The sequence below is a fragment of the Streptomyces sp. NPDC048106 genome, assembly GCF_040706415.1.
Classification (GTDB): Bacteria; Actinomycetota; Actinomycetes; order Streptomycetales; family Streptomycetaceae; genus Streptomyces.
Map to the genome: position 1 here is coordinate 1 of NZ_JBEZND010000039.1, position 26,320 is coordinate 26,320.

A 26,320-nucleotide genomic window follows, 5' to 3' on the forward strand; every position below is an offset into this window, starting at 1 on the left:
CGAAGGACGTCAGGGCGAGCGAGACCATCATTCCGGTGACGACCTTGCGGCGCTCGGGACGGGCGCAGTGCGCGATCGCGAGGGCCGCGGCCGGCGGCCGGTGCCGGGCCGTGGGCCGGACGACGCGGATGTCAGCGCGGGCTGAGCTTCCACAGGTGGTCCGCGGTGCCGTTGTCCTCCCACTGGAGGACCTGCGCGCCGCTGCTGGTGCTCATGTTCTGCACCCCGAGAAGCAACCCGCTGTTGCTGTTGACGATCTTGTAGTAGCCGGTGCCGTCGGGGTTCAGCCGCCACAAGTGGTCGGCGGTGCCGCTGTCCCCCCAGATGAGGGCTGTCCCGCCGTCGGAGGTACTCATGCCGGTGATCCCGAGCACCAGTCCGCTCGCCTGGTTGCGGATCTTGTACAGGCCCGAGCCGGCCGACACCAGCGTCCACTTCTGGGTGGCGGAACTGTTGGGCGTGGCCTGGTCGACCAGGGTGCCCTGGCCGGTGGCCTCGTTCTGGGTGTCGAGTGCCAGGCCGCTGTTCTTGTTGGCGATCTGGTAGGTGCCGTCCAGCGTGGAACCGCCGCTCGCCGGCGTGATCACGAGGTGGTAGGCGTAGCTGCTGTCCGCCGTCACGGGCACGGTGATGGTTCCGCCGCTGACGGCGTAGTCGGACTCCGAAACGGTGGTGGGTGCGGACACCGCGACCGTGCGTCCCGGAGAGGGCGTGTACTCCACCTTGACGTGGACCCTCGAACCGAGGGCGGACAGGGCGTTCAGCCCGTTCACGGTGACGGCCGAGTCGCCGGAGCTGCCGCCGAAGACCACGTCGACCTCGTTTCCGGCGCTGTTGCGGGAGGCCGCACCGTCGATGCCGGTCTGCGCCGGAGGCGTCGTGACGAGCATCGACCCGCTCATGTCGGCGTACCACTTGTAGAGCCAGTACGCCCCGTTGGGGCTGCCGCCCTGTCCCGTGAGCAGGTCGCCCAGCGCCCCGGACTGGTTCCAGAAGGCGAGTTCCGCGTCATGGACGCCCAGCCGCTCGAACTTGGCGATGTAGCCCACCAGCGCGCCGGGCACGCCGACTTCGGCGGGAGCGGCGTACTCCTCGATCGCGATCGGCCGCGGGCTGATGCCGTACTTGTTCTCCAGCGCGATGACGGTGGCGACGTCGCCGGCGATCTTCGAAGAGCGGCTCAGCTCGTGCCAGGCGATGATGTCCGGCACGGTGTTGGTGGCGACCGCGTTCTTCAGGAAGTTGTCCATGTCGCTGATGTTGTCCGAGAAACTCGGGCCCTGGATCGGGGTCGTGGAGTCCTTGGAGCGGATCTCGCGGTAGGTCCGGGTCCAGAAGTCCTCGAACGTCCCGTTGGAGGACTGCCACGTGTTGTCGGACTCGTTCCAGGGCGCGTACGCGGCCAGGTTGGTGATCCCGGACGCCTTGGTCTGCGCGATCTGGTCGTCGACCACGGACAGCCAGTTGCTCCAGCTGAACTGATACGGCCAGCCCGCGTAGTAGTCCGACAGCCGGTTGACGACCTTCGCGCCGGCCCGCGCCGCCTTCGGCGCCACCGTGAGGATGTCGCCGGTGGCCTGCTGGTGGCCGCCCTGGGGTTTCTGGACGAACGTGTTGGGCTTGATCGCCTGCACCAGGCTGTCGGCCGGGGTGGAGGCGTCGGCCAGGCCGTACAGGCTGCCGGTGGCGACATGGGTGACCGGTCGGAGCACCTGGTCGGCACTGACCACCAGGGTCGTGGACGGGGACGCCGCCGCTTGCGCGGGCGGCCCTGCGAACACGGCGGAGCCCACGGCGAGTAACGCCGCTCCGAGCCCGACGGCACCGGTCAGCCGCCGGCGCCGATGACGCGCAAATCCACGCATGAGAGAGAACCCTTCCGGAGAAGTGGGGGAACGCCGCGACCGCCGTGGGAACGCCGGCACGGAGCCGCCCGTCCATCGGCTCCGTGCCGCCCGGGACGGCATCAACCGCTGGGCAAAAGAGCAATGCTTTGCTCAGCGCACAACGTAGGAGTGTTCCGCCGAGTGGTCAAGGGAGCGCGCGAGGCCGCGTTCCGCGGCCCCGCTGCCCCGCGGACGGCGCCGACGGTCCCGGGAGAAAAGGTCTACCCGAGGGTCCACTGCTGGTTGCCCGCGCCGTTGCACGTCCACAGTTCGACCGGGGCGCCGTTGGCGGTGCTCGCCTGCGTGACGTCGAGGCACAGGCCGGACTGGACTCCAGTGACCGTACCGTCGGCGTTGACGTTCCACTGCTGGTTGCTCTGGCCGTTGCACGTCCAGGTGGCGACCTTGGTGCCAGGGCTGGTGCCCTGGTTGCTGGCGTCCAGGCAGAGCTGGTTACCGCCGCTGTAGACGGTGAGCTGCCCGCTGGAGGTGCGGGTGAAGAGCTGGTTGGAGCCGCCGTTGCAGTCCCAGATCTGGAGCTGGGTACCCGGGGTGGTCGTCGAGTTGGGCACGTCCAGGCACTTGCCCGCGCCCACCGCGTGCAAGGCGCCACTGGTGGTGCCGCCGGATCCGCCGGGCGGCGTCACGTAGACGGCGAAGGCGTCGTGTGCGGCCTGGAAGGTGAAGGGGACCGTCACCGATCCGGAAGAGGCGCTCACGTCCTGGTCATACACGGTCTGCGGGGCGCTCAGCGGAGCCTGGTCGGGGATCCGCTTCACCGTCACGTGCACCGACCCGTTGTTCGTGAGCCAGGGCACCGAAGCAAGACCGTTCACGGTCAACGCGACGGAACCGGTGTACCCGTTGCTGTCGCCGACGACCGCCACCGCACGCTTGGCGGAGCTGTCCTCCGCCGCCGACACGGCGGTCGAGCCGACCTGCCCGGAGGTGGCCACGAGAGTGCCCGTCATGTCCGCGTAGGCGCGCATGGCCCACCAGTTGCCCGTGGGTTGCCACGTGCCGCCCGACTGAGTGAGGATGCCCGTCAGGTTCGGGGTGACGCAGCAGGACCAGTTGCCGCGCATGGCGTTGGTGTACCCGGACTGCGCGAAGCGGGCCAGGTACCAGGCCGTCACACCGGCGGTCTGCCGGTCGGCGGGCTGGTACTCGTTCGCGGACAGCGGCCTCGCGCCGATCCCGGCCGCCGCGAGCGCGGAGTTGAGGGACTGACTGACCGTCACCGGGTCGTCGACGTCGCCCTCGTCATGGTTGGTGATCATGTCGGGGACGGTGCCCGCCGCCTTGACGTGGGAGAGCCAGGTGCTCCACTCACCGGGGTTGCCCTGCGGGGTGAAGGCCAGCGACGGGCCCACTATCTGGGCGTTCGGGGCGATACGGCGGATCTCCCGGTACGCGCTGTCCCACATCTGGAAGTACTGGGCGCTGTTCATGCCGCGAGTCCAGAAGACGGAGATGTCCGGCTCGTTGTAGATGTCGTAGGCGAACGGGAGCCCCGATGCCTGCAACGCGCCGACGGTGGCGTCGATGAAGCTGATCCAGTTCGAGCAGTCTCCGTTGTCGCACGGGTAGACGGTGTTCGACGGCTGGCCGCCGTTGTTGCCGTAGAGGTCGCCGAGAATCGCCTGGTACTGCACGTGGTAGGGCGGCTGGGTCAGCCTCTGGGCCTGGGAGACCATCGACTGGATGTCGGCCTTGGTCGCGGAGCCGTATTGGTATCCGTCCTTGATCCAGCCTCCCGAGAACCAGCCGCCGCCGCGGAAGGCGTTGACGCGCAACGGCTGGAGGTACTGGTCGGCGGGCTGCGACCCGTCCTCGGTGATGCCGTAGAGGAAGCCCTCCCCCACTCCGGTGGAGGGGCCTCGGGTGGCGCTCAGATCGATGCTCAACGACTCCCCGGTGGCCGCATGGCTCACTGTGGGGAGCAGCAGAAGGGACGCCAGACCCAGCAGTGCGGCGGCGGCCGTTGCCAGACGGCTTCGTCTGCCTTTCTTTTTCATCGGATTCCTCCTCGGCGTGGAATCGCCGGACGGGGCGGCGCGGCGAGACCGCGGGAGACGCGGTGGTGAGCGCGTGCGGGTCGGCACGGCCTGGCGTGGCCAGGCACCGGTGCGCGGTCGCGGCGTGCGGCGTGCGGCGTGCGGCGTGCGGCGAGTGAACGGCTCCATGATCGAATCGATTCGTGCGGAATCGATTCGACTGATCGTACGACCGCCCCCAGGCACGGTCAATGGACCGGACGGTTCCGCCTGCGCGGTGCTCCGGCACCGGCTCGTCCCCGCGGTGCGCCCGCCGCACGGCGGACGCCCGCCACCGTCAGCGGGCGCCGGGAAGACGGACCGGCGCGGCACCGGTGCTGGAGCGCAGGATGACGGACGGGGCAAGGAGGATGTGCTGGGGCGGCGTGGCGGGTTCGGCGATCCGTTCGATCAGCAGGGCGACCGCTTGCCGGCCCATGTCCAGGGCGGGGACGTCCGCGGTCGTCAGGGGCGGGCGGAAGTCCTCTGCCCACTGCCGGGCGGCGACCCCGGCGATCGAGAAATCACGGGGCACCACGAGTGCGGCGTCGGCCAGCGCCCGCTGGACACCGGGCAGCGCGGCCTCGTTGATGGTGGTGACGGCGGTGAGGTCCGGGTGGGCGCGCAGAAGCCGCTCCATGGTCGCCTGGCCGGACGCCGCGTCATCGCCGCAGGCCACCTCCACCCCCGTCATGCCGCGCTCGGCCACCGCCGCGGTGAAGCCCTCACGCGCCCGCAGCGCCGGCCCGTAGCCCGCCGCGACCAGTTCCGGCGAGCGGCTGAGCAGGGCCACCTCGGTGTGGCCGAGGTCTGCCAGGTGGCACACCGTGTGGTGGATGAGGCCCGCGTAGTCGACGTCGATCCAGCACATGTCCCGGTCGTCCGCGGGGTGCCCGATGCCGACGAAGGGCAGCCCCGCCCGGCCCAGCCGGTCCACGCGGGGATCGTCCAGCCGGATCTCCATGAGGATCACACCGTCGACGCGTCCTTCGGAGACCAGGCGCTCGAAGGACCGGTCGTGGTCACCTCCGGAGGGGGACAGCACCACGTCCAGGTCGGCGCGGGTGGCCGCGTCCACGACGCTCGCCACGAACTCCAACTGCATGTGGGTGAGCCGGTTGCCGGCCGGCGGGATCACCAGGCCGATCATGCGGGTCCGCCCCTCCCTGAGCGCCCTGGCCGTCGCGTTGGGCTGGTAGCCCAGCTCGTCGATCACGTCCTCGATGCGCTTGCGGGTCGCCGCCGCCACAGGGCGCTTGCCGCTGAGGGCGTAGGACACCGTGCTGCGCGACACACCAGCTCGCCGCGCGATCTCACCGATGTTCATGTGGCTCCTCAAACCCCTGGTCGCACGCTGATCATACGCGGGCCGAACCGGCTCGTTGCGGGCGACGATCCGCCCCCGTCGCCCCACTGGGGCCGGTCATCGGGTGAGGCGGCCCGCGCCCTGGCAGACGGCCGGTCCGCGGGCTTGACGAGGTCGGGCGGGAACCTTAGGTTCGCGGGCATGATCGAACCGATTCGATGCACGCCGTGATGCCGCTCCCGCTCAGAGTCCGACGGCCAGAGTGAACTCTGGCCGCTGCTCGCATCCGCGAAGGACGGGAAGACACCCATGACCACCACCGCCCCCGGGCCCGCCTTCTCCCTCCGGGAGATACCGTTCAGCCGCAAGGGATCGTGGTTCGGCTTCTCGCCGGTCACCGGCCCGCACCGCCAGGAACGGGACCTGCACCTGGTCTCCCATCAGAACGGGATGCACGCCGTCCTGCGTTTCGTGCCGCTGGACCCGGTGACCTCGGAGCGGGTGGAGACCACCTGGCACGCCGCACCCTCCCGGCTGGTGTGGGAGAGCGGCGGCGGGAGGATCGCTCTCGTCTACGAGAGCGGCGACACCGTCCGGCTGCGCGGGCACCGGCTCGATCTCATGATCACAGCCGCGAGTACGGAGCTGACACCGTTCACCGGCACGTACTTCTACCGCGACCCGGTGGACGGTTCCTACGTTCTCACCTCGTACGAGACCGGCCGCCGCTACCGGGTCACCCCGTTGGCCGGCGCCGTCGCCACAGCCACCGGGCTGGAGGAACTGGGCGCAGCGCCCCGGACGCTCGTCCTGTCCGGACCGCAGGAGTGGGAGGCTGCCGTCGAGGAGATCGACGCCGCGCGGCCGCCCTACACGCCCCCGGCGGACTTCGAGACCGCCACCGCCCGCGCACGCGAGGCGTTCCGCGACTTCGCCGGCGCCGTGGCACCCGTCCCGGGCGACGGCGCGCCGGCCGCGGAGCTGGCCTCCTACGTCCTGTGGTCGGCCACCGTGCGCCCCGCCGGCGCCGTGCGGCGACCGGCGGTGCTGATGTCCAAGCACTGGATGGACAAGGTGTGGAGCTGGGACCACTGCTTCAACGCGCTCGCCCTGGCACCCGGGCTGCCGGAGCTCGCCTGGGACCAGTTCCGGCTGCCGTTCGACCACCAGGACGCCGCCGGAGCCCTTCCGGACTCCGTCGCCCACTCCGAGGTCCTCTACAACTACGTCAAGCCGCCCGTCCACGGGTGGGCCCTGCGTCGGCTGCGTGAAACGCTCCCCCGTCTGCCCGACCACGGCGAACTGAGCACCGTCTACCGGCGGCTCGAACGCTGGACGGACTACTGGCTGGTGGCCCGGACCCGTCCCGGTGAGCGCCTGCCCCACTACCTGCACGGCAACGACAGCGGCTGGGACAACGCCACGACTTTCGACTCGGGGCAGGTGCTTGTCACCGCGGACCTGGCCGCCTTTCTCGTCCTGCAACTGGCGGAGTTGGCGGAGCTGGCAGAGGTGCTGGGCATCGCCGGTGCCGCCGACCGGCATCTGCGCACGGCCGAGGCGATCCAGACCGCGCTGCTGGAAGACCTGTGGGCCGACGGGCGCTTCCACGGCCGTTCCCCCTGGTCCGGTGCTCTGTCCACCAGTAGCAGCCTGCTGGACCTCATGCCGATCGTGCTGGGTGAGCGCCTTCCGCCGGAGATCGCCGACCGGCTGGCCGAGCGCATCGCCTCCCACCTCACAGCCCACGGGCTGGCGACCGAGCACCCGAGTTCACCGCATTACGCGCCGGACGGTTACTGGCGCGGCCCGATCTGGGCACCCGCCACCGTCCTCATCGAGGATGGCCTGCGCCGCGCCGGCCACACCCGGCTGGCCGACGACGTCAGCCGTCGCTTCCTCTCCCTCTGCGAGGCGTCCGGGTTCGCGGAGAACTTCGACGCCCTTACCGGTCAGGGGTTGCGCGACCGTGCCTACACCTGGACCGCCAGCGCGTACCTGTTGCTCGCCCGGGGCATGGCGTCCGTTTGACGAGAACAGGAGCCGAGCGGCCTCATCCCATGTGCGGGGTGATCGTATAGTCCCCGCCCGCCTCGGTCTCGAACACGGTGACGGTGCTTTCGGGACGCTCCACTTCTGTGCCGGCACCGCCCACGGAGTGCACGGTGACCGGTGCGGCGGTGCGCAGTCGGACGGTGCCGCTCCGGCTCGCCGCAAGGCGGGCATGGGTCAGGGCGCCGTCGCTCCAGGAGAGGCTGACGGTGAGGCCCCCACGGGCGAGGAGGCCGGTGACCTGGCCCTCGGGGAGCTGCGGCGGAAGTGCGGGCAACAGGTGGACTTCGCCGGTGTGGGACTGGAGCAGCCATTCGGTCACGCCGGCGGTGGCGCCGAAGTTGCCGTCGATCTGGAACGGCGGGTGCAGGTCGAACAGGTTCGGGGCGGTGTGGTCGGGGGCGAGCAGGTCGGTGAGGAGCTTGTAGGAGCGGGCGCCGTCTTCCGCGCGCGCCCAGAAATTGATCTTCCAGGCGAGGGACCAGCCAGTGCCGTCGTCGCCGCGCGTCTCCAGGGTCTTCAGAGCGGCCCGGAAGAGCTCCGGGGTGTCGCGTTTGGTGATCTGGTTGCTGGGGTGCAGGCCGTACAGGTGGGAGATGTGGCGGTGCTGCTGCTCGGGCGCGCCCGCGTCCCAGTCCTGCTGCCACTCCTGAAGCTGCCCCAGGGCGCCGATCCTCATGGGCGGCAGCTGGGCGCGGGCCCGACGCACCCGCTCGGCGTACGGGCTGGTGACGGCGAGCGTGTCGCAGGCGGCGAGGTAGCCGTCGAAGAGGTCGCGCAGGATCTGGTTGTCCATCGTCGGGCCCGCACATGCGGACGCGTCGGGGTGGTGGGCGTTCTCGGGCGAGACGGAGGGACAGGTCACCAGGTAACCGGTGGTGGGGTCGGGGATCAGCGCGTCGAGGAAGAAGCGGACCGCTCCTTCGACGACGGGCAGCCTGCGGCGCAGGGCTGCTCTGTCGCCGGTGAAGCGGTAATGCTCCCATACGGAAGTGGCCAGCCAGGCGCCGCCGGTGGGCCACATCCCCCAGAAGGCTCCGTCCACCGGCGCGGTGCCGCGCCAGGCGTCGGTGTTGTGATGAGCGACCCAGCCGTCGGCTCCGTACTGCACTCTGGCGGTCTTCTGGCCGGCCTGGGCGAGGTCGTCGAGCAGCGCGAAGATCGGCTCCCAGCACTCGAGGAGGTTGGTGGTGGGCGCGGGCCAGTAGTTCATCTCCGTGTTGATGTTGATGGTGAACTTGGAGCTCCAGGGAGGGGAGAGCTGGTCGTTCCAGATGCCCTGCAGGTTGGCGGGCTGGGTGCCCGGGCGGGAGGAGGCGATGAGCAGGTAGCGGCCGAACTGGTAGTGGAGTGCCACGAGCTGCGGGTCGTCCCCCTGGCCGAAGGCGGCCACCCGCTCATCGGTCGGCGCGCCGGCCGCGTCCGTGGTGCCGAGGTCGAGCGTGACCCGGCGGAAGAGCGCGCGGTGGTCGCGCACGTGCCGGGAGAGCAACTGGCCGTACGAGGTGTCGGCGGCGGCGTTCAGAGGGCGCTCGGCTCGGGCACGGTGGTCTCCGGAGGCGTCCCGGTAGTCGTTGTAGCTGGTGCCGACGGACACCAGCAGGGTCACCGCGTCGGCCCCGGCCACGGAGAGCGTGCCGTTGTCGCTGCGCACGTTCCCCCCTTCGGCGCGGGCACGGACCAGAGCGCGGAAGCGCACCCTGCCGGTGACCCCCTCACGCGTCTGCCCGGCCCCCTCCAGCGCGGCGGTGATCCGGTCCGGGGAGGACGTCTGCGCCTGCTGGGGGCTGTCGAAGGCTGCGGTGAACGACAGGGCACCAGGGGTGTCCGCGGTCAGCCGGACCACAATCACCTGGTCGGCATGGCTGGCGAACACCTCGCGGCGGTATGCCACTTTGTCGCGGACGTACATCGTGGTAGCCACGGCTGTGTCGAGGTCCAGCTCACGACGGTAGGAGCCGGCCTCACCCGTGTTCGGGAACGTCAGGCGCAGGTTGCCGACTGTCTGGTACATCAGCTCCGCGACCGGGGTGCCCAGGAAGGTGGAGTCGATCAGGTCCTGGGCGGAGGTCCACTCGCCGGCCAGGACCCGGCGGCGGATCTCGGGGAGGTTCGCCAGGCCCTGGGGGTTGGCGGGTTCGTAGGGGCCTCCTGCCCACAGGGTGTCTTCATTGAGCTGGAGCTGCTCGGTGTCCACTCCCCCGAAGACCATGGCGCCCAGACGGCCGTTGCCGAGCGGCAACGCCTCCAGCCACTGGCCGGCGGGCTTGTCGTACCAGAGGGCGAGACGGGAGGCCGCCAGGGTGATGGCCTCCCCCGCTTCTGTGGGGGCCTGCGGCGCCGCGCCCGCCGCGGTGGGCGGGAGGTCTACGGCCAGTGCGGCGGACGCGGCTGCGGAGGCGACGAGAAAGTCCCTTCTCTGCACGGGAAATCCTTTCTTTCGATCCGGCGAGGGCGGCGGTGCCCGTTCCTGTGCCGTGCCCCGGTGACGCGGGACAGCGCCGGGGCGGTACGCAGCCGTTGCCCTGGGCGGAGCCACCTCTCGCCGTATGCGTTGCTGACGAAGGGCGCACACGGCCGGGCTGTGTGCGGGAGCGGCTGGGTGGTGGGCGGGTGCGGGGAGGGAATGCGGAGAGGGAAGGAGCGGGGTCAGGTGCGCGGTCGGGTCCGAAGGCCTTGCATGCCGCCGTCGACGGGGAGGGCGGTGCCGGTGCTTGAGCCGGACAACGGGCTCGCCAGGTAGGCGATGGCCGCGGCGACCTCCTCGGCGGAGACGAGACGGCCCATGGGCTGCCGGGCGTTGAGGGCGGCGCGTTCGGCCACCGGGTCGGCGGCCCGGTCCAGGAGGCGGCCGATCCATGGAGTGTCGGCCGTGCCCGGGTTGACGCAGTTGACGCGGATGCCGGTGTGCACGAGGTCGGCGGCGGTTGCCCGGGTGAGGGCGAGCACGGCCCCCTTGGTCGCCGAGTACAGCACCCGGTCGGGCAGTCCCGCGGTGGCGGCGACGGAGCATGTGTTGACGATGGCCGCGCTGCCGGAGCGGCGCAGATGGGGCAGAGCGGCCCGGGTCACCCGGACCATGCCGAGGACGTTGACGTCGAAGACCCGGTGCCACTCGTCGTCGGTGTTGTCCTCGATGGTGCCCTGCGCGCCGATCCCGGCGTTGTTGATCAGGACATCGATGCCTCCGAGCACCCGTACGGCCTCCTCGACGGCTGCCCGGACCTCCGCGTCGTCGGCCACGTCCGCGCGGATGCCGACAAGGGGTTCGGGAACGTTGCCGGGGGTGAGGTCGAGGCAGGCGACGCGGGCACCACGGGCGGCCAGCAGGCGAGCGGTGGCCAGCCCGATGCCGGAGGCGCCGCCGGTCACGAGGGCCGTCAGCCCCGCGAACTCGGGAGTACTCATCCGTCGGCCTCCCCGCTCCACACAGGGCCGTCGGGGTAACGGTGGTCCGCCAGGGCTCGCGGGAGCAGCTCGGCGCCGATACCTGGGGAGGTCGGGGCGAGGTAGCGGCCGTCGCGGACGCGGACCGGGTCGGTGAAGTGCTCGTGCAGGTGGTCGATGTACTCGATCACACGGTCCTCGGTGGTGCCGCTGACAGCCACGTAGTCGAACATCGCCAGGTGCTGCACCATCTCGCACAGTCCGACTCCACCGGCGTGAGGGCAGACCGGGACACCGAACTTGGCGGCCAGCAGCAGGATGGCGACGTTCTCGGTGACACCGGCGGTGCGGCTGGCGTCGAGTTGTAGGACGTCGAGCGCGCCGGCCTGGAGGAACTGTTTGAACATCACCTGGTTGTGGGCGTGTTCACCTGTGGCCACCTTGATCGGCGCCAGGGCCCGGCGGATGGCGGCGTGGCCGAGGATGTCGTCCGGAGAGGTGGGTTCCTCGATCCAGTACGGGCCATGGGGCGCGAGCGACGCCATCCGGTCGATCGCCTGCTGGACCCCCCACGCCTGGTTGGCGTCGACGGCGATCCTGATGTCCGGGCCGACCGCTTCGCGGGCCAGCCGCATGCGGCGCTCGTCGGCCTGGCGGTCGGCGCCGACCTTCAGCTTGATCTGCCTGAAGCCATCGGCGACCGCCTCCTTGGACAGCCGTACCAGCTTCTCGTCGTCGTAGCCGAGCCAGCCGGGGGTCGTGGTGTATGCCGGGTAGCCGTGCTCCAGCAGGTCCGCGGTCCGTTGGGCGCGGCCGGGCTCGGCGCGGCGCAGGATGTCGAGGGCCTCGTCACGGGTGAGAGCGTCCCGCAGGTAGCGGAAGTCGACCAGGTCGACCAGCCGCTCCGGGGAGAGTTCGGCCAGCAGCCGCCAGACGGGCTTGCCGGTACGCCGTCCGTACAGGTCCCAGACGGCGTTGACGATCGCCGCGGCGGCCATGTGGATGGCCCCCTTCGCCGGGCCCAGCCAGCGCAGCTGGCTGTCGCCGGTCAGCCGCCGGGAGAAGCCGCCGAGGTCGGCCAGTACCTCCTCCACCGGCAGCCCCACGACCAGCGGGGCCAGAGCCCGTACAGCGGCGACCTCGACGTCGTTGCCGCGTCCCACGGTGAAGGCGAGTCCGTATCCCTCGGCCCCGGCGCTCGTACGGATCGCCACGTACGCGGCCGAGTAGTCGGGTTCGGGGTTCATGGCGTCGGAGCCGTCGAGTTCCCGCGAGGTCGGGAACCGTACGTCGACGGCCTCGACCGCGCCGATCAGCTCACTCACCGGGTCCGGGCACTTTCCGAGCGGAGGGTCCCGTGCTGTCTCTGCGCCATGGCGACCACCCATCGTCGTGTGTCGAAGACATGACCTCCCTGCCACGGCAGGGCACTGGACATGGGATGGATTTATAGAGTCAACCCGCCCCGGTGTCCATACCTCCGGGAGCAAGGAGTGCGGGTCAATTCCCCTGGCCTGTGCATATGTCCGAGCGCCGGGCAGGCCCGAAGGCTCGCGTCGTTCCCACTTCTTCCCCAGCGATGGGATGCATTGCTACGCTGCCGCCGCCTGGGCAACGAGCGGGGAGCAGCCGCATGTCACTGACCGACAAGGCCATCGGCCGCATCAGGGATCTCATCCAGTCCGGCGAGCTGCCGCCGGGCGCCAAACTGCCGCCGGAGCAGCAGCTGGCCGCGGAGCTGGGTCTGTCCCGCAATCTGATGCGGGAAGCGGTGAAGGCGCTGGTCGTGGCACGGGTGCTGGAGATCCGCCGGGGCGACGGCACGTATGTGACAAGCCTCGAACCGGAGCTGCTGCTGAGCAGCATCGGGTCAGCGGTGGAACTGCTGCGCGGCGACACCATGCTGGAGCTGACCGAGGTACGCAGACTGTTCGAACCGGTCGCCACAGGACTGGCGGCCACCCGGATCTCGGCCGGGCAACTGGCGGAGGTGGAACGGCACTTGGACGCGATGCGGGCGGCCTGGGACGACGTGGAGCGGCTCAACGAACACGACGCCGCGTTCCACCGGGCGGTGATCGCGGCCACCGGCAACGCCACCCTCACCACCCTGCTGGACGGGATCTCCAGCCGGACGCTGCGCGCACGCGTCTGGCGCGGCCTGGTCGACGAGAACGCCGCTGCCCGTACCGTCGTCGAACACGAGGCGATTCACCGGGCACTGGCCGCCGGCGACGCCCCCCTCGCCCAGGCCGCCGCCCTCCTGCATGTCAGCACCACCGAACAGTGGCTGCGCGAGCACCTGGAACGGAACGACGGCGTCCCGAACGACGTCGTGAACACCTAGCGGTTCCAAGGAAGGCACGTTCCCTCGGCGAGGAGTGCACCTGGATGAGATTCCTGCGCGTGGGCCCTGCGGGCTCCGAACGTCCCGCCGTCCTCGACACCGACGGCGTCGCCTACGACCTGACCCCGCTGAGCGCCGACTTCGATGGCGCTTTCCTGGCCTCTGCCGGCGTGGAGCGCGCCCGCGCGGCGCGGGCCGAGGGAATGCTGCCGCACACCGATCTGACCGGAGAACGGACCGGCGCCCCGCTGGCGCGCCCGGGCAAGGTCGTGTGCGTCGGACGGAACTACACGGATCACGCCGAGGAGACCGCGGCCCCGCCCCCGGCCGAGCCGGTGGTCTTCATGAAGGCAGCCAACACGGTGGTCGGATCCGACGACACCGTTCTCATACCCAGGGCCGGTGTCAAAACGGACTACGAGATCGAACTCGCGGTGATCATCGGCCGGACCGCCCGCTACCTGGACTCGCCGGATGCCGCAGCGGAGGCCATCGCGGGCTACGCCATCGCTGACGACGTGAGCGAGCGTGCCTTCCAGCACGAGCGGTGCGACTTCCCCTGCCTGCGCGGCGACGTGGTCGAGGCGGAGATCGACCGGCTCGGCCGTCAGCGGCACGTCCTCGGGCAGGCCTGATGTCCTCCCCCACGCCTCGCGGGTACGCCCACCGGGTACCTCTCGGGCGCTCCGGAGTATCCGTCAGCCGCTTCGGGCTGGGCACCGCGCCGCTGGCCGGTCTGTTCTCGGCTGTCAGCGACCGGCAGGCCGCCGACACGCTGGAGGCCGCCTGGGCGGCCGGTATCCGGTACTTCGACACCGCCCCGCACTACGGTGCCGGGCTCGCCGAGCGGCGACTCGGTGCGTTCCTCACCGGCATGGGGCAGCCGCGTTCGGAATACACGGTGTCCACCAAGGTCGGTCGGCTGCTCGTGCCGGGTGACTCCATCCGAGGAGACGATGCCTTCCACGGCGAACCCGGCCTCGCCAGGATCCGTGACTACAGTGCCGAAGGCGTCTACCGCTCCCTCGCCGAGAGCCTGGAGCGCTCCGGCCTCGACGCCTTCGACGTCGTCCTCGTCCACGACCCTGACGACCACTGGGAGGAAGCCGTCACCGGCGCCTATCCGGCGCTGGCCCGGCTGCGCGCCGAGGGAGCCGTCCGGGCGATCGGCGCGGGCATGAACCAGACGGCGATGCTCACCCGCTTCGTCACCGAGACCGACCTCGACTGCGTGCTCGTGGCAGGCCGCTACTCGCTGCTGGATCGAAGTGCGGCCGACGAGTTGCTGCCCGCGTGCGCCGAACGTGAGGTGGGCGTCCTGGTCGGCGGTGTCTTCAACAGCGGCATCCTGGCGAACCCTGGGCCGGACGCCATGTACGACTACGTGCCGGCCCCCGAGGCGATACGGCGTCGCGTCGTCGCCCTCGGCGAGCGCTGCGCCGCGCACGGCGTGGCGCTGGCCGCCGCGGCCCTGCAGTTCCCGCTGCGGCACCCGGCCGTCACCGGTGTCGTCGTCGGGGCGCGCAGCGCGCGGGAAGTCACCGTGAACGTCTCGCACGCCGCCGCGACGATCCCCGAGGAGCTGTGGGCGGAGCTCGATGTCTTCGAACGGGACGGACGATGAGCGGGACCGAGGCACACCGTCACCTTGGGCGGCCTCCATCGGCCCCCTTGGACTCGGCGGCCACGACGCCCTCGTCGGCAGTGCCGCGGGCCTGCACGCCCTCGGCGTCACTGGCGTCGTCAACTCGCCCCTGCCGCTCGGCCGGGGCCGGGTGAACTCCGCACACGGCGTGCACGCCGTCGGAGTCCGGTACGGCCCGCCGCCCATGACTCTGGGCCCCACCGGCTACGGAGCAGACACCCGTCGCCCGCCTGACCGACCCGACGTCGTCACCGTCACCCTCGGCATCCCCTTTTGGCCCGCACGGGACGAGGATGTCGTCACGCGCGGACGGATCACACACGGTCGGCACGCGGCCAAGCCCGAGCACGACCACGTGGCGACCGCTGCCACGGCGCCGGCTCTGCCCCTTCGCGCCGTCGCCGCGCGCACTTCGTCCGAGCGGAGGAGGAACGATGGTGACACGTCAGGACCCCGAGGTCGTTCGCCGCACCGCCGGCTGCCTCGGCGAAGCACTCGACGACGGCCTGCGGCACGCGGTCGAGCGGTGCCTGGCCCCCGTCCGTGACCGTGGCCGGGCCAGCAACGTCCTCGCTGAACGGCACCCGGGAGTGTGGTCATGAGCGAGCCTGTGGTGCGCACCATGCCCTCTGGCGACGTCCGGTCACCGATCGATACCCACGTCCACTTCTGGGACCCACGTCGCCTCACCTACCCCTGGCTCGGCGCCGTTCCCCGGCTCCACAAGCCCTTTACACCCCGCGACCTCGCCGACACCGTCCCCGAACCGGTCGACGTGGTCTTCGTGGAAGCGGGGCGGATCGGGCAACAGGCCACCGACGAGTTGGAGTGGGTCCGCAGCGAGGCGAAACACCGGCCGTGGATCCGCGGCGCCGTCGTGCACGCCCCGCTGGAGGACTCCTCCAGGGCCGCGGGCGCCATCCGCAGCTACGCCCAGGACCCCTTCGTGGTGGGGGTCCGGCGCAACATCCAGGACGAGCCGGCCGGCTTCACCACCGACGCCGGATTCCGTGCAGGGGTGCGCCTCCTGGGCGAGGCCGGGCTGCCCTTCGACGCGTGTGTGCGCCGGCATCAGATGTCGGAACTCGCCGAACTCGCCGAGGCGTGTCCGCAGACCCTCATCGTGCTGGACCACCTGGGCAAGCCGTCCCCGGCGGACCCCGGCACGTCGTGGCGGCAGGCGATGCGGCGGGTGGCGCGCCAGGACAACGTCGTCTGCAAGCTGTCGGGTCTGACCACCGAGGCAGCCCCCGCCACCTCGCCCGAAATGATGGTCTCCCTGCTGCGCGAGGCTCTGGAGGTCTTCGGTCCCGACCGGTGCCTGTACGGCAGCGACTGGCCGGTCATGACGCAGGCCACGCATTACGCGACCTGGCTCGAGTTGGTACGCACCGCGCTCGCCGCGTTTCCCCGCGAGGCCGCCGACGCCGTCCTGCACACGAACGCGGTGAGGACCTACCGGCTTGACGGCGGTCATGCCAAGCGGCTCTGATCGGCCGGCTCGTTCGCCACGAGCAGCGAACCAACCAGCCGTTACGGGGCTTTGGGACTGCCCGGCGATGAAGCGGCGCCGTCCAGCGTCCTGGCGCCGCCTCCGTTGCCCACGCGGCTCCGCGTGCTTCTCCCGATCAGGGTCGGAGATGCCGGCCGTGCCGGTGAACTGGAAGGAACGGCAGCGGGTGCCTGCCGCCGCGGTGCTCCGGTCGCGACCTTCGCGGTCGACTGCTTCGGGCCCTACGCACTGCACCTCCGCTCCGGCCGGATGTACGGGCTCCCGGCAAGACCATGTCCTACGTGCCCGGGAGGGGATCGATCCTCGGGCGGTGGGCCTCCATGCGGGCACGGGACGCGGCTTCCTCGACCACCGAAGTCATGCGCCCCGATCTGCCCGCTGCCACGGACAGTGCGGCACGCCCGACGGATCGCGTCTGGACGTGTCGCCGAGCTGGGATTGACGGCCGGCACACCCGACCGGCCTGGTCACTCGTTGCGCCCCGCGGGGGCCTGGTACCCGGCTCGTTGTGACGCCGTCGCGGCCGGCGTCACGAGAAGGTGGGTGCGCTCTTCTTGGCGGGGTCCTTGGATGCGGGGTGATCCGGGCTGTCGGCGGGGGCGGCGGCACGCAGTGCCGCTTCGACGTGGTGGTTGCTGGTCATGGATGCCGTGACGGCCGTCATCGTCAGGAGGAGGACGGCGGCGGCGTAGAGCGGGGTGCGGATGTCGTAGGTGGTGGCCAGCCAGCCGCCGAGGAAGGCCCCGACGGGGGCGGCGCACATGGCCAGCATGCGGGAGGTGGAAGCGACCCGGCCCATGAGGTGGGCCGGGACGATCGCCTGCCGGAGGGAGGGCCCGAGCACCATCGTGGCGCCCATGCCGGCGCCGCAGACGGCGAGCGCCAACCCGGCCACGTACGGGTTCGGGGCAGCGGCCAGGCCCAGGATGGCCAGCCCTTCGACGGCGGCTGTGCAGGTCAGTGCGGTGCCGGTGCCGAGTCGTCGGCCAAGGTAGGAGGCAATGCCGGCGCCGAGCAGGCCGCCGGTGGCCTCCGCCGTGAGGAGCAGGCCGAAGCCGTAGGTGTCGACACCGAGGCGGTCGTGCGCGAAGAGGGCGAGAACGGTCTCCACAGCGAGGAAGGCGACGTTCCCGACCGCCGGGCGGAGCGCGAGACCGAGCAGCACCCGGTTCCGGAAGACGTACGAGGCCCCGGCCCGCGCCTGCCGAAGCAGCGACTCGCGGACCTCCGGCACGGGCCGGGGCATGGCGGGCAACGTGCGTACGAGCAGTGCGGAGAGCATGAACGACACCGCGTCGGCGAGCAGCGGGACCGCCCGCCCGAGCGCGAGCAGCGCGCTGCCCGCGGGTGGCCCCGCGAAGCCGGACATGGCGGTCTGGGTGCCGCGCAAGCGGGAGTTGGCGCGCTCCAAGAGTGCGGGATCGCGGCGGAGCAGATCCGGCAGATAGGCCGTGGCAGCCGTATCGAAGAAGAGTCCGCCGAGGCCGAGCAGGAAGGTGACGGCCACGAGCAGCGGAATGCTCAGGACGCCGAGCACGGCCGCCGCCGCGGGTATTCCGAGCAGCAGGGCACGTGCCGTGTCCGTGACCCACATCGTGCGTCGGCGGTCCCAGCGGTCCACCAGCGCACCGCCGAGCACCCCGAAGAGCAGCCACGGCAATGTCCCCGAGGCGGTGACGACGGCGAGCGCCATCGGATTCCGGGTCAGTGTCAACGCGAGCAGCGGCAGTGCGGCCTGCGTCACCCCGTCACCGAGCGAGGAGACCGTCTGCGCGGTCCACAGCCGTCCGAACCCGGTCGGCAACTTCCGAACGTCTGAGATCACTTGGTGTCCCCCTCGGCCTGCTCGTGCCGTGCCGGGTGGAACAGCGCGAAGACGAACGACGCGTCCGGCAGCGACGGATCGGACAGTTCCCGGTACTCGTCCGCCAGAGCCCGCAACCGTGCGCCCAGCTCCGCGAACTGCTCCTCGGTGAGCCGCAGATGCGTCATCCGTACGTGCCTCTCACCGTCAGCGGGCGCTGCCTCCAGGTCCGCCACCGCGTGCCGCATCAGCACATCGGGCCCTCCCTCGCCCGGATCCGGCAGCACGATCGCCCCCGCGGCCATCGCGTAGTACCGCTCGGTGACCCCCCGCACCTTCCGCGTCCGGACCACCTTCACCAGGCCGGCCCGCTCCAGCAGCCGTACGTGATAGCTGGAGCTCCCCTTCGCAAGGCCAACGCGCTCGGCGATCTGCGTGATCGTCGCCGGCTCGAAGCGGAGCACGGCCATGATCCGGTGGCGCGTGAGATTGGAGACGGCGCGCAGCTGTTCGTCCGTGGTGACGTGAAACGTCTCGGGAAGATCGTCGGTAGGCATGCGAGCAATGGTCAACGATTCTTGACCATTATCCAAGGGGATTTCGCGCGGACGTCCGGAAGCTGCTGGAAGCTGCTGTCCGGCGCGCGAGACTCTCCGTCCGAGGCTCCGACGCGCGGCTGATCCGGGGAGTTGCCAAAGACCGTTTTTTGACACCGGTCCCGTGCGATGACTCCGAGGTAAGGGCCGTGTCAGTGGTGCGGGCTAAGGTGCGCTGTCGTGGACGCTGCTGATCTTGACCACCGGACCCGAACGTTGCCGGGCTGCATTCCTCCGCTGCTGGTGTCGCGGCTCCTCCAACTCGGTCATGAGCGGGAAGTGGAGTTCCAGGCCGGCCGCGGCGAGTGGTTCTGCGCACTGGAGTGGGCACGGCTGCTCGGGCAACGGGACCAACGTGAGCAGGCGTTGGAGGTGCTCGCTCCGTACATCGCCACGAACTGGTGGCCGGCGGCCCGAGCCCGGGCGGAGCTGCTGGAGGGCTGGGGTCGGGTGGATGAGGCGATCGAGCTGTCCCGCTCGTGCGCGGATGCCGGTGACCGGCTGGCGCTGGTCTTCTTCGCGCGCCTGCTGGCCCGCCACGGCCGCAGCGGCGAGGCGTTCCTGCTGCTGCGCGCCGGGATCCAGGACTGGCTCCTCGCCGAGTGCCTGGTCGATGTCGCCGAAGCGGCGGGCCTGGACGAGGAAGCGGCGGCCCTGTTGGAGGCCCGGGTGGAAGCGGCGGTCCCCGCTTGCGGCGACCCCGGCTGCGACAACCTCCGGATGGAACCGTTCAACGCGGTCGGTCTGCTCTCCACGATCAGGGAACGCCAGGGGCGGCACGAGAAGGCGATCGCCCTGCTGCACACCCGCGAGGTCACCTCCGTCAACGGCCGTGACCAACTGGCCGACCTGCTGGCCAGGCACGATCGGATCACGGAACTACGTGCGTACGCGGCGTCCGAGCAACACGGACACGCCGTGCAGCGCCTTGCCGAAGTGCTGGAGGAACGCGGCGACCTGGAAGGCGCGATCGCCGCCTACCGCGCGTTCGGTGCTGCGCCGGACGGTATGTGGCATGTCGCCGTACCGCTGTCCGAGCTCCTGGTCCGGCACGGACGGGGCGACGAGGCTATCGAGGTGACGCGCGCGCTCGCCGAACGGCCCGGCGGCGCGGAGGACTGGATCGTCCACACTCTTTGCACCCTGTACGCCGACCAGGGCCGGCCCCGGGACGGCCTGGCCTACCTCGATGCCCTCAAGGCGCGAGGCGGCGGCGAGGAGGAATGGGAGTTCTTCCGGATGCGGCTTCCGCTCATGGCCGACTGCGGACTGCTCGACGAGGCGATCGAGCAGGCGCGGGCGCACCCCGAGGGCGGCACCTGGTACGCGGCCTGGGCCCTGTCCGACGTGCTTGCCGAAGCCGGCCGCGCCGAGGAAGCCGCCGCCGTGCTCGAACAGCACCCGACGTCCAACGGCTCTCTTCGTGCCGAGCGCCTCATCGACCTCGGCCGCATCGAAGACGCTGTACGAATCCTCCAGCAGCCGAGGATCACACCGACCACACCCGCCTGGGACGGCGCCCACTCCGCCGATCCACCGTTCTGACGGCGCAGGCCCTGGCCGGGGCCGCCGGCCTTGACGTTGAAGTAGCGGGTATCGGTGTCGGCAGTCCAGTACGAAGGTGCCGCCCGCGGTCGTCGCCAGGTCGGCTCTCTTCATGCCAGGGACGACGCCGCGTGCCCGGCCAAGGAGGGCGGTGGGGATGGCGGAGGGCGGCGAGAAACGTCGAACCGCTACCGGGAGTGTGCGGGCCGCCCCTCGCACAGCCCCGCCTGGACGGCGGCTTTTATGTCGTCGTCCTGAGCGTCCGTTCCGCCCGGGTCGACGTTCGTCATGACCGTGGCCTGCCTGCCGTCGGCCGTGGCGCCGCCCGCGGTCTGGTAGCCGAAGACGTCGCCGCCGTGGCCCCAGTAGAGACCTCCGCAGGGCAGCGGTCGGCTCTCGAGGCCCAGGCCGTACTCCCGGCCGTCGTCACTGCCGGTCGACCGTGTCTTCATCATCGCCTTGAGCTGTGCCGGGCGCAGCAGCTTGCCGCGAACGAGGGCGTCCAGGAAGCGGTTGAGGTCGGTGCCGCTGGAGATCATCTCGCCGGACGCGCCCGCGATGGAGGGGTTGAACGCGGTGATGTCCATCAGCGGCGCGTCCTTGTCCGGGCGTACGTATCCGCGCGGGTGCGGTCCGGGGATCGACGTGGCATCGCCCGGCACGGACGTATCGTGCAGGCCGAGCGGCTCGATGACGCGCCGGCCGATCTCCTCGCCGTACGAGTGTCCGGTCACCTTCTCGATGAGCATGCCCGCCAGCAGGTAGTCGGTGTTGGAGTAGTGCCATTCGGAGCCGGGCTTCGCACCGGGCTTCTCAAAGGTCGGCGGGTGGGCGAGCGCAAGGTTCACCAGGTCGCGGGTGTCGTGGTGGGCCGTCGGATCCTTGAGTATGTCCTGCGGGTTGAGGTAGTCCAGGTAGTCGGGCAGGCCGCTGGTGTGCTGGAGGAGCATACGGACCGTGATCACCCGGCCGTCGTTCCCGTGGCCTCGGACGACGCCGGGCAGGTAGCGCTCCACCGGGGCGTCGAGATCGACGCGGTGCTCTCCCACCAGTTGGAGCACGACCGTGGCCACGAAGGGCTTGGTCATGCTGCCGATCCGGAACCTGCTGTCGCCGCGCACCGGAGCCTGGCTGTCCACGTCCGCGACGCCGCTGGTCAGCACCGCGCTGCCGCGTCTGCCCCGCGTCGCGACGAGTGCTCCGGGCGCACCGTCTGTGGTGGTCAACCGGTGCATGAGCGCGCGCAGCTGAGCGTCGTCGGCAGTGTGGGGGGACTGCGCGGCGGTGCTTTTCGCCATGGTCGCCGCGATGGCGGCGTTACCCGGCAGGCTGCCTCCCATCACACCGACTGCCACGGCCAGCGTGAGTGCCCCGCCCAGTGCACGCTTGTGCTTGATCACGTGTCCATCCTCCGTCTTCGTAGCAAGGCCACTGCTGCGGAGGGCTCTTCACACCCCGCCCTCTCCTCGCCAGTTCACGATGCCCGAGCGGTGCCAGCCGTTGCGATGGGGCGATCATCCGGAACGGCAGTGGGGATAACCCCCCGTAAGGAACGGTGAATTGCTTACCGGGAACTCAGTGCCCCTGGCGCGCGCTGCGTTGACGCGCGCGGAGTAGCTCAGGTTGCCGTACGTCACGCCGGGCCCGCGGCTGGCTGAAAGGTGCTGAGTGCGTACTCCCCGAGCCGAGGTCATCCGGGATGATGAAGCATGACCCCGGATGGCTGGCACCTCACCCAGGACGTCGACGACTTCCTCGCCCGAGCCGGAGACTTCCTGCGCTCGCGCCCCGCCCTGCACAACACCCCGTTGACGGACATCGAGAAACTGCGGACACGCGGGGCAGCCGGTCACGACGGCGAAGCTCCCGTCTTCGGCCGGCTGGTGTCAGGAGGCGGAGTCCACGCGATCTTCTATCTCACTCCGGGCGGCCGCCTGGGCCTCACCCCACTCTCTGTCCAGCAGACCGACGCCCTCGCCGCTCACCTGGCCAGTCGCGACCACTCGCCCTCCAACGTCATCGCGGACCAGGACACCGCCAGCGCTTTCGCCGACTCATGGCAGCGGCACACGAACGCGGCACCGATACCTTTCTGGCGGACGCATCTCTACCGTCTCGGCACGCTCACCCCACCGCAGCCGTGCCCGGAGGGCCGCGGTCGCATCACTGGCAAGCAGGACCGTGAGCAAGTCGTGCGCTGGTGCCGTGAGTTCTGTGTCGATGTCGGGGAGCAGCCCTCCATCGACTTGATTGACGCCGGCTCCTGGGATGACTCGCGTTTCGGCGACAGGCACTTCACCTTCTGGGAGACGCCGGACGGAACCCCCGTCTCGATGGCGGCCGCGACCTCGATCGTCGGCGGCATGGTCCGGGTGGACCCCGTCTACACCCCGGCCCACCTGCGGGGCCGCGGCTACGCGGGCGCCGTGACGGTCGAGGCGAGCCGGGCAGCGCTGGCCGCCGGCGCGACGGACGTGGTCCTGTTCACGGACCCGGGCAACCCCACCAGCAATGCCCTCTACCAGCGCATCGGGTACGTCCGCGTCGCCGACTTCGCCGGATACAAGTTCTCCTGAGAAGCCATCTCACTTGGTTTCCGGGTCCCCCGAAACGAGCAGGGCGAGCTGGTGCAGGCGCTGGTAGTACCGGCGTCCTGAGGGGTCGCCGATCTGCGGAATCACTCGGTCCAGGTCTTCGACACAGGTCTGCAGAAGGCGTCTGCGCTCCGGATCGAGGTCGCCGCCTTTGCTGATCCATGTGTAGGCGCAACCTGCGGTATCGGCATCGAGCAGCACCAAGTCGATGTCTTCGAACTCGACGCCTCGCAGGTCGGCGGGGAACTCGGCATCCAGGTGTTCCTGCCAGAGATGGGCCGCGTTCCGTATCCGCTCAGATCTGCTCACGCGGCCATACTCCTTCAGACGGCGGCTTCGGGGTGTGTCCATGACGCCTTGGCGGGCGGGTCGCGGACATCGCGTTCACCGAGAACCGGTTCCCGTCCCGGGAGGGGCCGGTTCGCGGGTCATTCACTCGTTCAAGTGATTAGACCGAATGTATGACCGCGATGCCTTCCTTGCTGGGTAACGTGCGTGTTCGACGGGCCCGGCGGGGCCGATTCGGAGCAGGTCAGGGGGCGCGGGGATGACGGACAGTCCTTCCAACCAGGGCGGCGGGCTGTCGCGGCGCAGGCTGCTCGCGTCGTCGGCCGCCGCGGGCGGCGCGGTCTGGTTGCTGCGCGGGCTGGTCCGGCCGGGCAGCGCCTACGCGGCCTCGGCAGCGCCGCCGGGCTTCCCAGCCGGAATCGACATCTATCAGCGCGCCTACGAGAACTGGGCCGGTGAGATTCGTACCGACCAGCTCTGGACATGCGCGCCGAGCAGCCCTCAGGAGGTCCTCGACGTCGTCAACTGGGCCTACGGCGCCGGCTGGACGGTACGCGCGCAAGGGCACCGGCATGGCTGGGCCCCCCTCACGGTGGCCGACGGCACATCCGCCGCGGCCCGGGTCGTCCTGCTGGACACCACCGCACACCTCACCGCGATGTCGCTGGAGCAACAGGCCGCCGACGGGTCGGCCCACGTCCGGGTCCAGGCCGGCGCCTCGCTGGAGACGCTGCTCGCGTTCGCCGGCGCAGGCGGATACGGGGTCGCCTCCGCGCCGGCACCCGGCGATCTGTCGGTCGGCGGCGCGCTCGCCATCGGCGCACATGGCACGGCCATCCCCGCCGTGGGCGAGAGCCCGTCGTCCGGCCACGGCTACGGCTCGCTGAGCAATCTGGTCACCGAGCTGACCGTGGTCGTCTGGGACGACGCCGCCGGCCGCTACGTCCTGCGGACCGTCGGCCGAGCCGAGCCCGACTGTGACGCCCTGCTCACCCACCTCGGCCGCTCGCTCGTCACCGAGGCCGTTCTGAGGGTCGGCACCGACCACAATCTGCGCTGCCAGTCCATTCTGGACATCCCCGCCACCGAACTGTTCGCCGCCCCCGGTGCTCCGGCCGGCACGCGGACCCTGGACGGCTTCGTGGACCGCACCGGCCGGGTGGAGGCGATCTGGTTCGCCTTCACCGACTGCCCCTGGCTGAAGGTCTGGAGCGTCGCCCCGCAGCGGCCGTTCACCGCCCGCGCGGTCGACGAGCCGTACAACTACCCGTTCTCCGACTCCCTCCCGGAGCCGGTGGCCCGGTTGGCCGGGGACCTGGTCTCCGGGGCGTGGGCGAGTGCGCCGCTCTTCGGGCAGGTCCAGTACCTGCTGGCCAAGGTCGCGTTGACCGGCGACATCACCGACGTCCTGCTCTCGGGGACCCTCGTGCGGGACGTGCTGACCGGCGACGTGCTCACCCACCTGCTGGCAGGCGGCCTGCGCTCGGACCTGTGGGGCTCCTCCCGCAACCTGCTGCAGTACGTGCGGCCCACCACGCTGCGCGAGACCGCCAACGGCTACGCCGTCCTCACCCGCCGCGCCGATCTGCAGTGGGTGGTCAGCCAGTTCACCGGCTTCTACCGCACCCTGCTCACGCAGTACGCGGCGCGCGGCGAGTACCCGGTCAACGGCCAGGTGGAGATCCGGGTGACTGGTCTGGAGGACCCGCTCGTGTGCGGTGTCCCCGGCGCGCGGCCCCCGCTGCTGTCCGCCCTGCGGCCGCGTCCCGACCGGCCGGACGTCGACACGGCCGTGTGGATCGACGTGCTCTCCCTGCCGACGACACCCGCCCTGCACCGGTTCTACCGCGACATCGAGCAGTTCCTCCTGGCCCTGGACGGGGACCGGGCGACGGTTCGCGTGGAGTGGTCGAAGGGCTGGGCCTACAGCGACACCGCCGCGTGGTCCGACCCGGACGTCCTCACCCGCGCCATCCCCGCCAGCCAGCGCGCCGGAGGCGGCTCGGGCTGGGACGAAGCGGTCGCGATTCTCGACCGGCTCGACCCCCACCGCGTACTGTCCAACCCGTTCCTCGACGCGCTGCTGCGCTGAGCGGGCGGGCAGCCACGCTTCCGGCGCCACCGGCCGCCCCCTGGCGTCCGGCCCGGTGACGACCACCGGCTCCGACGCCCCTGGAAAAGCGGTCGTCCGGGTGATGACCAGGCTCTCAGGCGCCGGGCCGCATCGCGGCCGTCCATGCGGCGTATTCCTGGCGGACGTAGAGGCGGAGGCCGCCGCCCGGCGTGATGGCGTCGGGGCGGAGGGGCCCGGCCACCAGGTCGGGGTGGCGGTGGTCATACCGCAGGATTTCTTCCGCGGTGCGTGCGGCGGCGCCGGCTGGGCCGGGGCCGGGTGTCTCCAGGGCCACGCGGTCCATGAGGGCGGCCCGACGCAGCAGCCAGGCGCGCTCGGCGACCGCGGCATCGGCGGGTGGTCCGGCGACGCTGCCGACCCGGCGGCCGTCGCGCTCGGCCCCGAGGGCGATCACCTGGTGCATCTCACGGCGCTGGTCGGGAGCGTTCGCGTACGCCTCCTGCGGGGACGGGACGCCGATGCCGTCCCCGACGTCCGAAGGGACGTCCTCGGCAGGGCATGGCTTGTGGGACGCGCACGTCCGCTCGATGAGGCCGTCGGGTGATCCCGTGCCGCAGCCGTCCGTGCCGACCGGTGACCGCCGCCCTGCCGTGGTGTCCCGCCTGCCGAGGGAGCGCGGCTCACCCTGAGCGCCGGGGCCGGTCATGCCGAGCACCTCAGGCAGGCACGGACTTCGCGGCCGCGGCGACTTTGGTGTACCTCGGTCGAGTGCGCGAGGTGCTGGACGATACCGGTGCCGCGGCCGTGCTCGTCCGCGGCGATGTCGGAGCGCGGGTGCTCCACGGCCGTTCCGGAGTCCCTGACCACGATGTGCAACATGCCGTGGTCGAGGACGAGCACCAGGGTCATGCGCTCCCGGCCGTACTGGGCGGCGTTGGCGGCGAGTTCGTCGACGATGAGAACGGCGGAGTCCCGCGCGCTCTCGGGAACGCTCCAGGTCTCCAGCAGATCGGCCACGAAGTGACGGGCGGCGGAGACGTGCGCCTCCTGTGCGGGCAGAGTGAGCAGCGCCTGGTGGCGGCAGGACTCATGAGGCAGTGTGTTCGTGCGGGGCGAATCGGCTACAAACATGGTCTTCTGGCTCTTCTGTGGGTGTGTGGAGACCGAAAGCGGAAGGCCCGCCGATGACTTGGAGGGTCGGCCGGTACGCCGGACCCTGCAAGGGCGGTCAATCAGTTCCACGGACG

20 protein-coding genes and 2 pseudogenes are annotated in these 26,320 nt (G+C 70.8%); 10 read left to right on the plus strand and 12 right to left on the minus strand.

The features are described 5' to 3' along the window. Positions 1-131: 131 nt before the first annotated feature. The 3 genes from AB0927_RS31020 to AB0927_RS31030 form a co-directional block, all read right to left on the minus strand. A complete protein-coding gene (locus tag AB0927_RS31020) occupies positions 132-1,865 on the minus strand; it encodes an RICIN domain-containing protein (RefSeq protein WP_366671094.1) in 1,734 nt (577 codons plus the stop codon). A gap of 242 nt (positions 1,866-2,107) precedes the next feature. Continuing rightward, positions 2,108-3,793, minus strand: coding sequence for a ricin-type beta-trefoil lectin domain protein (locus AB0927_RS31025; RefSeq protein ID WP_366671095.1), 1,686 nt, complete (start codon positions 3,791-3,793; stop codon positions 2,108-2,110). A 427-nt stretch (positions 3,794-4,220) separates the two neighbouring features. Then, entirely contained in the window at positions 4,221-5,249 is a 1,029-nt protein-coding gene (locus AB0927_RS31030; protein WP_366671096.1) for a LacI family DNA-binding transcriptional regulator, read from the minus strand. 288 nt (positions 5,250-5,537) lie between these two features. Here AB0927_RS31030 and AB0927_RS31035 point away from each other — a divergent pair, with 288 nt between their 5' ends. Continuing rightward, positions 5,538-7,259 carry a trehalase family glycosidase gene (locus AB0927_RS31035; protein WP_366671097.1) on the plus strand — a complete coding sequence of 574 codons (1,722 nt, stop codon included), beginning with the start codon at positions 5,538-5,540 and terminating at the stop codon, positions 7,257-7,259. A 22-nt stretch (positions 7,260-7,281) separates the two neighbouring features. On the opposite strand, the gene AB0927_RS31040 is transcribed toward AB0927_RS31035, so the two are convergent. The 3 genes from AB0927_RS31040 to AB0927_RS31050 all read right to left on the minus strand — a co-directional run bounded on the left by AB0927_RS31040 (position 7,282) and on the right by AB0927_RS31050 (position 11,992). Next, positions 7,282-9,705: a glycoside hydrolase family 95 protein gene (locus AB0927_RS31040; RefSeq protein WP_366671098.1), complete on the minus strand. Its 2,424-nt coding sequence runs from the start codon at positions 9,703-9,705 to the stop codon at positions 7,282-7,284. Positions 9,706-9,929: 224 nt separating this feature from the next. Further along, a complete protein-coding gene (locus tag AB0927_RS31045; RefSeq protein WP_366671099.1) occupies positions 9,930-10,688 on the minus strand; it encodes an SDR family oxidoreductase in 759 nt (252 codons plus the stop codon). Then, on the minus strand, positions 10,685-11,992 hold the full coding sequence (locus AB0927_RS31050) for an enolase C-terminal domain-like protein (RefSeq protein ID WP_366671100.1): 1,308 nt from the start codon (positions 11,990-11,992) through the stop codon (positions 10,685-10,687). The genes AB0927_RS31045 and AB0927_RS31050 overlap by 4 nt, the downstream gene beginning before the upstream one ends. Before the next feature lie 308 nt (positions 11,993-12,300). Between AB0927_RS31050 and AB0927_RS31055 the strand changes: the two genes are divergently transcribed. The 6 genes and pseudogenes from AB0927_RS31055 to AB0927_RS31080 all read left to right on the plus strand — a co-directional run bounded on the left by AB0927_RS31055 (position 12,301) and on the right by AB0927_RS31080 (position 16,151). Further along, positions 12,301-13,014, plus strand: coding sequence for a FadR/GntR family transcriptional regulator (locus AB0927_RS31055; protein ID WP_366671101.1), 714 nt, complete (start codon positions 12,301-12,303; stop codon positions 13,012-13,014). A gap of 44 nt (positions 13,015-13,058) precedes the next feature. After that, a pseudogene (locus AB0927_RS31060) lies at positions 13,059-13,562 on the plus strand (fumarylacetoacetate hydrolase family protein); the annotation flags it as partial. Between the two features lie 86 nt (positions 13,563-13,648). Next, a complete protein-coding gene (locus AB0927_RS31065) occupies positions 13,649-14,638 on the plus strand; it encodes an aldo/keto reductase (protein ID WP_366671102.1) in 990 nt (329 codons plus the stop codon). Beyond that, positions 14,613-14,807 (plus strand): annotated as a pseudogene (larC, locus tag AB0927_RS31070) (nickel insertion protein); the annotation flags it as partial. The gene AB0927_RS31065 and the pseudogene larC, both read left to right, overlap by 26 nt. Positions 14,808-15,093: 286 nt before the next feature. Next, a complete protein-coding gene (locus AB0927_RS31075; protein WP_366671155.1) occupies positions 15,094-15,261 on the plus strand; it encodes a hypothetical protein in 168 nt (55 codons plus the stop codon). Next, a complete protein-coding gene (locus AB0927_RS31080; protein ID WP_366671103.1) occupies positions 15,258-16,151 on the plus strand; it encodes an amidohydrolase family protein in 894 nt (297 codons plus the stop codon). The genes AB0927_RS31075 and AB0927_RS31080 overlap by 4 nt, the downstream gene beginning before the upstream one ends. A gap of 550 nt (positions 16,152-16,701) precedes the next feature. Here AB0927_RS31080 and AB0927_RS31085 read toward each other — a convergent pair. Further along, entirely contained in the window at positions 16,702-17,976 is a 1,275-nt protein-coding gene (locus AB0927_RS31085; protein WP_366671104.1) for an MFS transporter, read from the minus strand. Between the two features lie 17 nt (positions 17,977-17,993). Continuing rightward, on the minus strand, positions 17,994-18,533 hold the full coding sequence (locus tag AB0927_RS31090) for a winged helix-turn-helix domain-containing protein (RefSeq protein ID WP_366671105.1): 540 nt from the start codon (positions 18,531-18,533) through the stop codon (positions 17,994-17,996). A gap of 219 nt (positions 18,534-18,752) precedes the next feature. Here AB0927_RS31090 and AB0927_RS31095 point away from each other — a divergent pair, with 219 nt between their 5' ends. After that, positions 18,753-20,117: a hypothetical protein gene (locus tag AB0927_RS31095; RefSeq protein ID WP_366671106.1), complete on the plus strand. Its 1,365-nt coding sequence runs from the start codon at positions 18,753-18,755 to the stop codon at positions 20,115-20,117. A gap of 188 nt (positions 20,118-20,305) precedes the next feature. Here AB0927_RS31095 and AB0927_RS31100 read toward each other — a convergent pair whose 3' ends face one another. Further along, positions 20,306-21,517: a serine hydrolase domain-containing protein gene (locus AB0927_RS31100; RefSeq protein ID WP_366671107.1), complete on the minus strand. Its 1,212-nt coding sequence runs from the start codon at positions 21,515-21,517 to the stop codon at positions 20,306-20,308. A 309-nt stretch (positions 21,518-21,826) separates the two neighbouring features. Here AB0927_RS31100 and AB0927_RS31105 point away from each other — a divergent pair, with 309 nt between their 5' ends. Then, positions 21,827-22,693 (plus strand): GNAT family N-acetyltransferase, encoded by an 867-nt coding sequence (locus tag AB0927_RS31105; protein WP_366671108.1) that lies wholly within the window; start codon positions 21,827-21,829, stop codon positions 22,691-22,693. 9 nt (positions 22,694-22,702) lie between these two features. Here AB0927_RS31105 and AB0927_RS31110 read toward each other — a convergent pair whose 3' ends face one another. Then, positions 22,703-23,020: a hypothetical protein gene (locus AB0927_RS31110; protein WP_366671109.1), complete on the minus strand. Its 318-nt coding sequence runs from the start codon at positions 23,018-23,020 to the stop codon at positions 22,703-22,705. A 238-nt stretch (positions 23,021-23,258) separates the two neighbouring features. Between AB0927_RS31110 and AB0927_RS31115 the strand changes: the two genes are divergently transcribed. Continuing rightward, positions 23,259-25,091 carry a cholesterol oxidase substrate-binding domain-containing protein gene (locus AB0927_RS31115; protein WP_366671110.1) on the plus strand — a complete coding sequence of 611 codons (1,833 nt, stop codon included), beginning with the start codon at positions 23,259-23,261 and terminating at the stop codon, positions 25,089-25,091. 115 nt (positions 25,092-25,206) lie between these two features. Here the strand turns inward: AB0927_RS31115 and AB0927_RS31120 are convergent, their stop codons facing one another. Continuing rightward, positions 25,207-25,779, minus strand: a complete 573-nt coding sequence (locus tag AB0927_RS31120; protein WP_366671111.1) for a hypothetical protein — start codon at positions 25,777-25,779, stop codon at positions 25,207-25,209. Beyond that, on the minus strand, positions 25,776-26,204 hold the full coding sequence (locus tag AB0927_RS31125) for an ATP-binding protein (RefSeq protein ID WP_366671112.1): 429 nt from the start codon (positions 26,202-26,204) through the stop codon (positions 25,776-25,778). The genes AB0927_RS31120 and AB0927_RS31125 overlap by 4 nt, the downstream gene beginning before the upstream one ends. Between the last annotated feature and the right edge of the window lie 116 nt (positions 26,205-26,320).